The sequence below is a fragment of the Nocardioides sp. NBC_00163 genome (genome assembly GCF_045206295.1).
Taxonomy (GTDB): Bacteria; Actinomycetota; Actinomycetes; order Propionibacteriales; family Nocardioidaceae; genus Nocardioides.
This window is the reverse complement of the sequence record NZ_CP108155.1, coordinates 3440947-3453726: the sequence shown is the minus strand read 5'-3', so window position 1 is coordinate 3453726 and position 12780 is coordinate 3440947. Positions and strand designations below refer to the sequence as shown.

Annotated in this window: 6 protein-coding genes; 1 reads left to right on the top strand and 5 read right to left on the bottom strand. The window is 68.9% G+C overall.

Annotation, left to right across the window (positions count from 1 at the left end):
- Window positions 1–13 precede the first annotated feature (13 nt).
- Entirely contained in the window at window positions 14–1387 is a 1374-nt protein-coding gene (locus tag OG801_RS16555) for a hypothetical protein (protein WP_406029852.1), read from the bottom strand.
- Window positions 1388–1561: 174 nt separating this feature from the next.
- On the opposite strand from OG801_RS16555, the gene eccCa reads away from it, so the two are divergent.
- A complete protein-coding gene (eccCa, locus tag OG801_RS16550) occupies window positions 1562–5593 on the top strand; it encodes a type VII secretion protein EccCa (protein WP_355020548.1) in 4032 nt (1343 codons plus the stop codon).
- Window positions 5594–5665: 72 nt separating this feature from the next.
- Here the strand turns inward: eccCa and OG801_RS16545 are convergent, their stop codons facing one another.
- The 4 genes from OG801_RS16545 to OG801_RS16530 form a co-directional block, all read right to left on the bottom strand.
- On the bottom strand, window positions 5666–7729 hold the full coding sequence (locus OG801_RS16545; RefSeq protein WP_355020549.1) for a protein kinase domain-containing protein: 2064 nt from the start codon (window positions 7727–7729) through the stop codon (window positions 5666–5668).
- A gap of 266 nt (window positions 7730–7995) precedes the next feature.
- Window positions 7996–10206, bottom strand: a complete 2211-nt coding sequence (locus tag OG801_RS16540; protein ID WP_406029850.1) for a protein kinase domain-containing protein — start codon at window positions 10204–10206, stop codon at window positions 7996–7998.
- A gap of 57 nt (window positions 10207–10263) precedes the next feature.
- Complete coding sequence (locus OG801_RS16535; protein ID WP_355020551.1) at window positions 10264–11850, bottom strand: ABC transporter substrate-binding protein; 1587 nt, start codon at window positions 11848–11850, stop codon at window positions 10264–10266.
- Between the two features lie 239 nt (window positions 11851–12089).
- Window positions 12090–12725 (bottom strand): transcriptional regulator, encoded by a 636-nt coding sequence (locus tag OG801_RS16530; protein WP_355020552.1) that lies wholly within the window; start codon window positions 12723–12725, stop codon window positions 12090–12092.
- Window positions 12726–12780: the final 55 nt, after the last annotated feature.

Here is a 12780-nt window from a genome sequence, read left to right as displayed (position 1 = left end):
TCAGCCCTGCTGCCTAGCCATTGAAACCCGATTCCCACAGGTGTCGGAAGAACCCTGAGGAAACCACGAACGACGCGATGACGGCGGCGCCGCACAGCGACTCCGCCCAGTCGGCCCGAGACGCCCACTTCGCCGAGCGCCAGCCCCGGCCGGTCGCGATCGCCGCGATGATGACGGCGAACCCGATCACCACGACTCCCAGACCGAACCAGGAGACCAGCTCCGGGTCGGCCCAGCCTACGAAGGCACGGACCCCGACCGCCAGCGCAATAACCCCGGCGACCCGGAGTACGCCGCGCGGCAGCCAGTAGCGATAGCTGCGCGCCGAGAGCAGGATGACGAAGGCACCGGCCAACAGGATCAGCCAGACACCGATCCGGTCCACGTCGTCCGTCGCCGTCGCCACCAGTGCCGGCCCGCTCACCGCGACCACGGCCAGAACCGCCCAAGAGGCCGCCGCCAAGGTGCGGGCGCCACGCCCTGCCACCTGGGTGACCTCGTCGATCGGGACCGTCGCCTTTCCCGAGGTGGTCTTGGCTCGTGCCGACCAGGCGGTCACCGACAGCTTGGAGACGTCGAGGAGATAGGAGTCCGGGACGTCGACGGCGTACGACGGGACGATCCGCGCCGCCAGCGCGGCAGCCGCGAACAGGATCGACCACGGCACCTGCGGCGAGGTGCCGAGCAGGGCGCACAGCGCGGTCACCACGAAGACGACGACGCCGGTCGTCGTCCAGATCTTCAGGGCCTCGTCGACGGTGTCGACGAGCGACCGCGAGATCGTCGCGACGACCGCGGCGCTCAACCCGGCCACGCCGACCGCCATCGGCAGCGTCTCGGGCACCGGGTCGACGGTGATGACGAAGGCGGCGCCGGCGGCGAAGGCCGGAGCGGCGATCGCTCGGCGCGCTGCGTACGGCCCCGCGGGGATGATGCCGATCAACGCGCCCAGCGCGAGCAGACCGGCGATGGCCAGTCGCTGCCAGCCGTCGGCCTGGGCGCCGAACCCGGCCGCGGCGACCGCCAGGAGGGTGGCCAGACCGACCCAGTAGAACGAGAAGCTGCCTGCTCGGACCGGGGCGGCCGTCTCGACGACCTCACGCCGCGCGTAGGCCTGAGTGGGCGGCGAGTCTGCGGCGAGCAGGGCGCCCGAGGTGATGCCACGTGAGGCGAGCGACGCGTCCGGCTGGATCACCTCGCCACGGCGGTCACGCAGCACCGGGGCCGCGGGCAGGCCGACGGCAGTCGCGTACTCCCGCGCCAGGTCCGAGGCGTGCGCATCGGACGGAACGACGATGTCGACCACTCCGGCGGTGCCGTGGACCGTGACCGCCAGGCCGCCTGCTGCGAGCGCCGGCTCAACGGCATCGGCCGTCTGCGTGGACATGACACCTCCCGGATGCGTGATGACCCTGTGACAGAGTTCCACATCGGAAGCTCCACCGCCCGTTTTACCCGACCGGCACGGTTAAGGGTAGTAGCCGGGTGGCGGGCACTCTAAGATCCTGACCACCTGCGGCATCCGGGCCCGTGGGGCACTGAACCAGTCTCAGGGGGACACGTGACCATCGCTGCGACAGCCGGCGGTACCCGCACCGAGGAGCCGGAGGTCCCCGAGGGGGAGCTGGCTCTGAATGCTCCGCCGGCTATCGAAGAGGGCGAGGGCGTCGGGGGCATCCTGATGAACGCCATCCCCATGCTCGGTGGCCTCGGGTCGATCGTGCTCATCGCGACCATGCAGTCGGGCGCGGGCGGCTCCCCGCCGATCCAGCGCTACATCGCCGCCGGCATGTTCCTCTTCGCCACGCTCGGCTTCATCTTCGTGCAGATCGACCGGCAGCGTAAGCAGAAGCAGAAGCAGGTCGGTGGGCAGCGCACCGACTACCTGCGCTACCTGGCCGGCATCCGGCAGTCGGCGCGCAAGGCTGGTGAGCAGCAGCGCAAGGCGCTGACCTGGCACTATCCCGCGCCGTCCTCGCTGCCCGCGATCGCCGAGGAGCGCAGCCGGCTGTGGGAGCGCTCGAACACCCACAAGCGCTATCTCGACGTCCGCTACGGCGTCGCGCACCAGCCCCTGGCCCTGACCCTGGTGCCGCCCCAGCAGACCCCGATCGACCAGGTCGACCCGGCGTCGGCGAGCGCGCTGCACCGGCTGCTGACGGTCCACCGGGTCCAGCCCGACCTGCCGGCGGCGACCAACCTGCGCGGCTTCGACAAGATGGAGATCTGCGGCAACGAGGACCAGGCCCGGGCGCTCGCCCGCGCGCTGATCTGCGGGATGACGGCCTTCCACTCGCCGGAGCAGCTGATCGTCGCCGTGCTCACCTCCGAGCGCAACCTGGCCGAGTGGGACTGGGTCAAGTGGCTCCCGCACGCGCAGAGCGGCCGCGAGGTCGACGCCGTCGGGCCGCGCCGCATGGTGGTCACCAACATCAACGACCTCGGTGCCCTGCTTCCGACCGAGGTCGGCGAGCGTGCCCGCTGGGGCACCGACGACCGGATCCCCTCGCCGCAGGTCGTGGTCATCGTCGACGGCGGCTCCGTCCCGCCGGGCAACCACGTGCTCCCCGACGACGGCATCCAGGGCGTCACCGTCATCGACCTGCCGACCCACTGGGACGAGCTGTTCGACTCCAGCCGGGTGCGATTCCTGATCGACGACGAGGAGCCCGACGAGAACAACACGGTCGCCGGCTACCAGGTGCGCGTACGCATGGACCCGGTCCGCCTGCGGGTGGACCAGATGAGCATGGCCGACGCCGAGGCCTACGCCCGCCGCCTCACCGCGCTCTACACGGTGGCCCCGGAGGGTTCCGACGCGGCCGCCGAGACCCCGCAGGACACCGAGATCGCGGCCCCGAAGGACTACATGGCGCTGCTCGGTCTGGGCGACGTACGCTCCTTCGACCCGGACGTCGCCTGGCGTCCTCGCGCCAACCGCGACCGGCTGCGTGTGCCGGTCGGTGTCGGTGAGGCCGGCCAGCAGATCTACATGGACATCAAGGAGTCGGCCCAGCAGGGAATGGGGCCGCACGGCCTCGTCATCGGCGCGACCGGTTCCGGTAAGTCGGAGTTCCTCCGCACCCTCGTCCTCGGTCTGGTGCTCACCCACCCGCCGGAGGTCCTCAACCTGGTGCTGGTCGACTTCAAGGGTGGTGCGACCTTCGCCGGAATGGCCGGCATGCCACACGTCTCCGCGGTGATCACCAACCTCGAGGGCGAGCTCACCCTGGTCGACCGTATGCAGGACGCGCTCTCGGGTGAGATGACCCGCCGCCAGGAGCTCCTGCGCGAGGCCGGCAACTTCTCCTCGCTGAAGGACTACGAGAAGGCCCGTACGCAGGACCCCTCGATGGATCCGCTGCCGTCGCTGTTCATCGTGGTCGACGAGTTCTCCGAGATGCTTTCGGCCAAGCCCGAGTTCATCGACCTGTTCGTCGCGATCGGTCGTCTGGGCCGATCCCTCGGCATCCACCTGCTGCTCGCCTCGCAGCGTCTCGAGGAGGGCCGCCTACGCGGTCTCGACTCCCACCTCTCCTACCGCGTCGGTCTGCGTACGTTCTCCGCGCAGGAGTCGCGGACCGTGCTCGGTGTGCCGGACGCCTACGAGCTCCCGGCGATCCCCGGCCTCGGTTACCTGAAGCCCGACCCGACCAACATGCAGCGGTTCCGGGCTGCGTACGTCTCCGGGCCGCCGGCCGCGGGGTCACGGGTCCGCCGCGACGAGGGCGGCAAGCTGCAGGGCATCTACCCGTTCTCGATCGCCGAGGTGAAGCAGCTGGCGATGCCGGTCGAGGAGGACGAGCGTCCGGCCACCCCGGTCGTGGGCGCGGACGGCGTCGAGAAGTCGATGCTCGACATCGCCGTCGACCGGATGACCGGCCACGGCGCCCCGGCCCACCAGGTCTGGCTGCCGCCGCTCGACATCCCCGACACGCTCGACACGCTGATGCCCGACCTGACCACCTCGCCCGAGCTCGGTCTGCACTCGCCGGCCTGGAAGCGGCTCGGTGGACTGGTGGTGCCGCTCGGCATCGTCGACAAGCCGCGTGAGCAGCTGCGCGACACGCTCACGGTCGACCTGCGCGGGGCCGCCGGTCACGTCGCGGTCATCGGTGCGCCCCGCACCGGTAAGTCGACCACGCTCCGCACCATCGTCACCTCGATGTCGCTGACCATGACGCCGCAGGAGGTGCAGTTCTTCGTCCTCGACTTCGGTGGCGGCACGTTCGCACCATTGGCCAAGCTCCCGCACGTCTCCGGTGTCGGCACCCGCTCCGAGCCCGATGTCGTACGCCGCGTCCTGGCCGAGATCTCTGGCATCATCGACCGCCGCGAGGCCTACTTCCGGGCGCAGGGCATCGACTCGATCGAGACCTACCGCACCCGCCGCGCCCGCGGCCAGGCCGACGACGGCTGGGGCGACGTCTTCCTCGTCATCGACGGGTGGGGCACGCTGCGCGCCGACTTCGACGACCTCGAGTACGCCATCCAGGAGATCGCTCCGCGCGGCCTGACCTTCGGTGTCCACATCGTTGCCGCAGCCGGTCGCTGGGCCGAGTTCCGCTCGTCGATGCGCGACGTCTTCGGCACCAAGCTCGAGCTCCGTCTGGGCGACCCGATGGACTCCGAGCTCGACCGCAAGCTCGCCGCCCTGGTGCCGACCGGGCGCCCGGGTCGAGGCATCGTGAAGGAGAAGCTCCACTTCCTCAGCGCCCTGCCCCGTATGGACGGCGACGGCTCGGCGGCGACGCTGGGCGATGGCGTCGACGACCTGATCTCCCGGGTCTCCGCGGCCTGGCAGGGTCCTGCCGGACCGAAGCTGCGGCTGCTGCCGGAGCGGATCACGATCGAGCGGATCCGCGAGCAGGCCGGGGTCACCACGGAGAAGCCCGGCAAGCGACTCCTTCTCGGCATCAACGAGAAGGAGCTGGCCCCGGTCGGCCTCAACCCCGACACCGAGCCCCACCTGCTCGTCTTCGGCGACGGCCAGTCCGGCAAGTCATCGATGCTGCGCAGCATCGCCCGCGAGATCATGCGGACGCATACGCCCAAGGAGGCGCAGATCGCGGTGGTCGACTACCGGCGGTCGCTGCTCGGCGAGATCCCCGAGGACTATCTGGTCGGCTACCTCACCTCCGCGACCCAGGCGAACCCGACGCTGAACGACCTGGCGGCGTACCTGACCAAGCGGATCCCGGGCCCGGACGTCACCCCCGAGGAGCTGCGCAGCCGGTCGTGGTGGTCCGGCGCGGAGCTGTTCGTGCTCGTCGACGACTACGACCTCGTCTCGACGCAGCAGGGCTCGCCCCTGGCTCCGTTGCAGCCGCTGATGGCGCAGGCCGGCGACGTCGGCCTCCACGTCATCCTCGCCCGCCGATCGGGCGGTGCCTCGCGCTCCCTCTACGAGTCGGTCATCCAGTCGATGCGTGACCTGGCGATGCCGGGCCTGTTGCTCTCCGGCAACCCGGACGAGGGCCCGCTCATCGGCAACCTGAAGCCGGTCCCGACCCTCCCGGGTCGTGGGCGCCTCGTCACCCGCGACCGCGGCATCGAGGTCATCCAGCTGGCCTGGAGCGAGTCGACGGTGTAGTCCTCGAGCTCTCGAATGAGGAACGGCCCGCGACCTGATCCAGGTCGCGGGCCGTTCGTCATTCGTCTGCGGTCAGAGCGTCCCGGTGCCGTTGTTGTTGGACGCCTTGCGCAACGGCGGGTGGGTCTCGTACTCGTCGGCGGCGGGCATCTCCCACGTCTCGGCAGTGAAACCGTCCTTGCCGGAGATCAGGACCGACGCCTTGTTGAGGTACTCGTAGTCCCCGTCGCCGGCGCGCAACGGGTTGACCAGGTCGTCCCGACCGTCACCGTTGACGTCGGCGACCGCGGGGATCTGAGACCCGCTGACGGCGTCGTCGTTCTTGACCGGGTCGTCGATGTCCCACGACGGCTCCGGGACGAACTTCTTGCCCTCGGGGTCGTAGGAGTAGACGCGAATGGCCCACTTCTGGTCCACGATCTCCTGGGTGATGAGCTCGTCCTTGCCATCGCCATCGACGTCGGCGAAGTTGGACGACCCGGCGACCCGATCACCGTCGGGCCCGGGCACCTCGAGGTCGGTCTTGGTGAGCTTCGAGCCCTGGCTCATCAGCAGGACCACTGCGGCCGGGGAGGCCTCCCTGGCGCCCATGATGACGTCGGCTCGCTTGTCGCCGTCGAAGTCGCCGACGTCGAAGTTGACGTCGAACGTGGCGCCCTGCCAGGGACCGGTGTACCAGTCGGTGCTCTTGCCCCAGGTGTTGTCGGCCATGCTCGGCATGACCGTCACCTGGAACTCGAGGTCCTTGAGCTTTGCCAGGTCGGCGTCCTCCTCGGGCAGCTTGGTCCCGTTGCCGACCGAGATCATGCCGATGTCGTCGCGGCCGTCGCCGTTGAAGTCGGCGCAGAACATGGCCAGGCGCTTGCCGGACGCCGGCACCTGGATGGCGCCGTCGGGTTGGTTCTTGGCGTTGGAGTCGACGTTGAACGAGGATCCGATGCCGGAGACCTGCACTACGTCGACCCGTCCGTCGGCGTCCACGTCGCCGAGCAGATTGCCGAACTTGAGGCCCTTGGTGGTGCCGGCCTCGAAACCCTTGCCGGTGGAGGCGAAGAGGGTCGCGGCGTTGCTGTCCCAGTTGTAGTTGACGTCACCGAACGGCGCACCGAGCACCAGGTCGCCCAACCGGTCCCCGTCGATGTCTCCGCTCACCGCCGGTTTGGGCTTCGCGGGAGTGTTCTCCGTGGTCGCGAGGGTGACACCCACCGCGGTGCCGCCCGCAACGACGACCGCGAGTGCCGCCGCGCCGGCGATCCACCACGTGGCCTTGGCACGTTTGAGCGTGACGGTGGCTCCGGACGCGAAGCCCATCTGTCGCCCGGCCATCGCGGCGAAGCGGTCCCGAACCCGGACCGCCTCGTTCGTACGCTGAGCCGGATCCTTGGCGAGGAGACCTCGTTCACCGGAGAGCAGGTCGTTGGCCTGCAGGGTGAAGTCATCGCGGCCCGGCAGCGTCGGGATCGGCTGTGATCCGTGGGCCATCGCGGTCTCGACGTCGTTCGCCCCGGTGAAGGGAACGGCCCCGGTGACGAGCTCGTAGAACAGGCAGCCCAGCGAGTAGAGGTCGCTCGCCGGAGTGGCCGGCGCACCCATCGCGCGCTCGGGGGCCAGATAGTTCCACGCACCGGAGTGGATCCCGGGCCGGGCGGTCGCGGAGTCGTCGGCGCGCGCCGCCGCGAAGTCGGCAAGGTAGGCGTACGGCGGGGTGTTGCCGTCGCGCAGCAGGATGTTCGACGGTTTCACGTCGCCGTGCACGACGCCGACCTCGGGCGAGTGGATCGCTGCCAGACCATCGGCGATCTGGGCACAGATGTCGGCGGCGAGCGGGCCGGGTAGACGGCCACGGGCCTTCAGCAGCGAGCCGAGGTCGCCGCCGTCGGCGAACTGGGAGACCAGATAGGGGGCGCCGTCGTTGGTCCGGCCGTTGGTGTAGACGCCCATGATGTGGGGCGAGTCCAACTTGGCCATCAGCGTGGCCTGCTTGTCGAACCGGGACACGAACTCTGGGTCCCGGGCACTGTGCCCGAGGAGCACCTTGATGGCGACCGCTCGGTTGAGGCGGGTGTCGGTGGCCCGGTAGACGACCGCCATCTCGTTGGACGCCACCTGCTGCTCGAGCCGGTAGGGCCCGATCATGCCGGGCGCATCCGCTCCTAGCACGGTCGCCGGCAAAGGTGCCTGCACAGGCGGAGGCGGCGGCGGGGCCTGGGTCGGCGGCAGGGTCGTAGGAGGCGGTGGTGGTGTCGGAGCAGGAGGCGGCGGTGGCTGCGGCGTACTGGAAGGTCCGCTGGGCCGAGCGACCCGAGGCCTGATCGTGGTCTTGTCGGGGTCGTCGACCGGAGGACGCTCGAACGACGGCTGCGGCCCGCGTGGGGCGTTGTCAGGGGTTCCGGTGGAATCGCTCATCCGAGGGTTCCTCCCATCAGGTTGTAGCGGCGTACATCGTCGGGCGACTTCTTCCACGTCGCCATCATGTGACCGGGGAACGTGCCGGTCTTCGAGGCCAGCGCCACGTAGAAGGCGTACGGGCTTTCGCTGGTGTCCTGCGTAACCGCGACGATGTCGGTCCGTCCGTCGCCGTTGACGTCGGCAACGGTCACGGGATACCTGCTGGTGGTCTTGAGGGTGTTGCGGGGCTTGGGAAGCTTCCCGCGGTTGGCGACCGAGAACTGGGTCAGGTCCTCGCTGAACGTGCCGACGGTGATCGACTGGCCCTCACCACGACCGGACTCCGCGGCGACGATCTCATCGCGACCGTCGCCGTTGACGTCACCGGCGACGAACGAGCTGATCGATTGATGCTTGAACGGGAGCGGCTTCGCGGCAGCGACAGACGTCCCCGCTCCCTGGTAGAGGTCCAGGTCCGACGTGCCAGACGTGAGGGTCATGTCCTCCGGACTACCTTCGACCCGATTCAGGACCACCAGATCGGCCTTCTCGTCGCCGGTGAACTCGCCCACCGCGACCTGCTCCACCGGTACGGCCGGATAGGACGCGAAGAGTGTCGGCTCCTCGAACCCTGACCCAGTGCCTCGGTAGACCCAGATCGTGCCGTCCCCGGCCCTTCTCCCCTGCGTGTCGAGATCGGGGTTCGGGTTGCCGAAGTGCGCGCTCATGAACAGGTCGGCGACACCGTCACCGTCGAAGTCGTCGGTGCCGAGGTCGTAGTAGAAGTTCGACCCCGTCATCTTCTTGCCCTGCTCGACGACCCCCGCGGGAGCTTTGATGGAACCCTCCAGATCACCGTGGAACTCGAAGCCCTTCTCGCTTCGCACGAAGGTGACGAGCGTGTTCTTCCCATCGCCTGCGAAGTCGCCGCAGAGCGGAAAGACCTCACCCCCGTCGTTGTCGGCCGGAAGCGCGGGGTCGTCGTACGTGACGGGCTTCGACGGGGTCAACGTGCGTCCGTCCGACTTCCACGTGACGACATCCACCCCCTCGCCGTCGGGGTTCTGGACGTTGGTGATCACGTCGCCGAACTTGTCCCCGTTCACATCCGCGTACGCAGCGCCCTTGACGGTCGGCACGATGGGCTCGGGTCCGTGGTCGACCCAGGGCTGGGTGATAGCCAGGGCTCCACCGACTCCGAGGGCGGCGACGCCGACCATCGCGGCACCGACCCGGAGCGGAGTGATCTTGGACGGCCGCTGCGCCTCCTCGATCAGGATGGCTTCGCTCTCGGAGGGCGCCCGGACGGCCGCGACCAGGATGGGCGCCGGGTTCGGGTCGGTCATCGACGGCGCGGGCACGAGCTGAGCGGGCGCGGTGATCTCGCGCAGCTTCAACAGGTCGTCCTTGAAGACCGCCGCGCTCTGGTAGCGGCTCCGTCGGTCCTTCGCCATCGAGAGCTGCAGGATCCGGTTGGCCGCCTTGGTCCAGTCATCGGAGCCGACGAACTGCGGGATCGGCGCGCTCTGGTGGGCCATCGCCACCTGCACGGCCGCACCCGAGTAGGGGATCTTGCCGGTCAACGTGAACCACAGCATGCAGCCGGCCGCGTAGATGTCTCGTGACGGCTCCGGCGAGATCGGCCGGCCCTGCGCGTCACGCTCGTCGCGGATGTATTCGGGCGCCAGGTAGTTCCAGGTGCCGGTGATCCCGCCGACAGGCGAGTCGGTGGACGAGGTCGCGATCCCGAAGTCGCACAGGTACGCGAACGGGTCGAGGGGGCTCGCCGGGTTGCGTACGAGCACGTTCGACGGCTTGACGTCCTGGTGGATGATCCCCGCCTGGTGGGCGTCGTGAAGCGCCCCCGCCACCTGGGCGTTCACCAGGCAGGCCAGGTGCGGCGCCAGCGGTCCGTTGCTGCGTACGAGTCCGGTCACATCACCGCCCTTGATGAACTGGGTGACGATGAACGGGCTGCCCTGCTGCTCACCGATGTCGTAGATCGCGATGATGTGGGGCGACCTGATCTGCGCCAGGGTCTGCCCCTCGCGGATGAACATGTCGATGAACTGTCGGTCGGCGAGGTGGGCATGCACCATCTTGAGGGCAACTTGCCGTTCGAGCTTGGTGTCGAAGGCGTCATAGACCACGCCCATTCCACCCTCACCAAGAATGCGATCCAGGCGGTAGTGGCCGAACACTGCCCCGGGATGAAGCGTCGTCATGCCCGCACCCTATTCAAGGGTGGAGCAACCCAACCACTCCAATGCGCTAAAAGTCGCCTACTTCTTGGTCGGCGACCATTCGACGATGGTCGAGACCAGCGGCGCGACCTGCCCGGAGCGGGGACGTACGCTGTCGACCTTCTTGTCGATCACCGTCACCGTCGGGTTCATCACGATCGGCACGACGATCGAATCCCGGACCAGTGTCTTCTCGATCTGGACGCGTACGTCGCGAGCCTCATAGGGATCGGCGGTGCGGGCCAGCTCGCTGATGAGGCGGTCGCGCTCGCGGTCGCCGCCACCGGTCGCGTTCTGGCTGCCCTTGCTACCCCACTGCGCCGAGATCTCCTCCGGCGTCTGCGGGACCGGGATCCGGACGAGCGCGGCGTCCCACTTGCTGCCGGAGAGCACCTTGTCGGCCGAGGACACACCACAGTCGGTGGTGCCCCAGCCCTCGTCGTCCACGACGTTCGAGATGGTGTCGTAGGCGCCTGAGGCGAACGCGCTCGACTTGTCGTAGGAGATGCACACCTTGGCGCCGCGCGGGGCCGTCGCGTCCTCGGAGGCCTTGAACTTCGTGGAGAACCCAGAGTCCTCGGTCGCGATCTGGTAGCCCTCGCCACCCGGCGGGAAGAGCATGACATCGGTGGCTTCGTACGCCTCGGCCCACTCGCCCGCGCCGCCCTCGGCGATGTCGCCGCGGGGCACCGCCCGCAGATAGGCCGTGCGGGTGTCCTTGCGCTTGAACAGGCCCCGGTCGGTGCGGAGGATCAGTGCCCACATGGTGCCGTCGTTGGCGTTCGCGACGCCGTAGTCGCGGCGCTCGAGGTCACGCACCTGCTTCCGGTTGGCCTTGGTCGGGGTGACCTGGACGACGTCGACCTTCTCCCCCAGGCTGTCCAGCGCGTCGGCGCTGGCCGGGGTGAGGCGTACCTGCTCGTAGGTCGGCCTGGCCTCGCCCGCGTATTCCGGGTTGGCCTCCAGGTCGACCTCCTGGCCGCTCTCGCCGGCCGAGATCTTCGAGACCCGGTAGGGGCCGCTGGAGAGCAGCGCCTCCTCGGATGCCTTGCCGTTCTCGGCGATCGCGAAGGACGAGGTCCAGGCCTCGGCGATCTTGGTGAGCTTCGCGGTGTCGGACTCCTCGATCGCGGTCTCGACGACCTCCTTGGCCTCGATCGGGTCCTCGATCTTCAGCGCCTTCTGGCCGACGACGTGCGCCGGCACGGCGACGTCCAGGGCCGTACGCCAGTCGACCACCGGCACCACCAGCGGGACCTCGATGGCGCGGGCGCCCTCGTCGACCTCGGGGATGTAGGCGCTCTTGGTCAGACCGGTCGGCACCGCGCCGAAGTCGACCGTGCCGTCCGGGCTTCCCTCCTTCGGAGTGCGGAAGTAACCCGAGGTCGCGGCCCAGGCGAGCATGAGATCGGCGGTGTCGATCGGTACCCCGTCGGACCAGGTCGGCTCGGCCAGGTCGTAGCGCACCCTGGCCTGCTCGTCGCCCTCCATGGTGACCTTGCCGAAGGTCTCGTCCATCTCGACGGTGTCGTTGACCAGGGTGCCGAAGGCTCCGCGGGTCAGCGAGGCGATGTCGAGGTTCCCGTCGGTCACGCTCGCCGCGCTCGCCGGGTTGGTGCTCGTCAAGGACTCCGTCCACGCGACGGCGACCTCAGACCCCTCCTCGACCGAGGCCGGAAGATCACCCGAGCAGGCGGTGGCGACCAGCGCCAGACTGGCAACGGAAACGAGTCCCGCGCGACGACGTGCCCCAGGATGCACCTTCAAGTCCCCTCTCCGAGACAACGGACGCCCAGATCCTAACGAGCCTCGGCCGAGACCGCCCACCGACGTAGCCGGTCTCCGCCGAGCAGCTTGTCGAGACCTCAGCCGGCGGGGATCTCCACCTGCTCCTTGAACTCGGCGATCGTCTTGTCCGAGCCGATCACCTTCGCGCCGTCGCGGACGTACTCGACGAGGTACGTGTCAGCCTTCTCGTCCACCTCGAAGGCGATCCATCCGGTGTGCTCACCGCCATCGCGCCGCGACACGTCCTCGAACGGCGTACGCTTCGCGGCGGTCAGCTCCGTGGCCACCTCGTCGGTGTCGGGCGACCAGAAGTCCGCCCCGTTGTCCCAGGAGATCTCGAAGTTCCCGTCCTGGATGAGGCCGCCGTACTCCTTCCCAGGAGTGACCTTGATCTGGAGCAGCACGATCTCGCCGCCTTCGGCGATGAGCTCAGCCTCCTCCGTCGACTGGAAGTCACGAACCGCGGAGATGACCTCGATCGTGTCGCCCATGTCGGGGTCCTTGAGCGTCTTCCCGATCTTCACCTCGGCCTCGGCGCCGGCAGGAGCCGCGGACGCTGACTCGGAGGCCGGGGCGCTGGACTCGACCTCGACCGCAGCGTCGGCATCGGCCTTGGTGTCCTCGGAGCCGCATCCCGTCAACGCGAGCGCGAGGCCGAGGCTGAGGCCGACGGCGGCCGATCGACAGGTCCGGACGGTGGTGCGAGTGCGCATGGAAAGGGTCCCTTTCAACAGTGAATGTTCCCGAGATCGAGAGGTACGGCGTCAC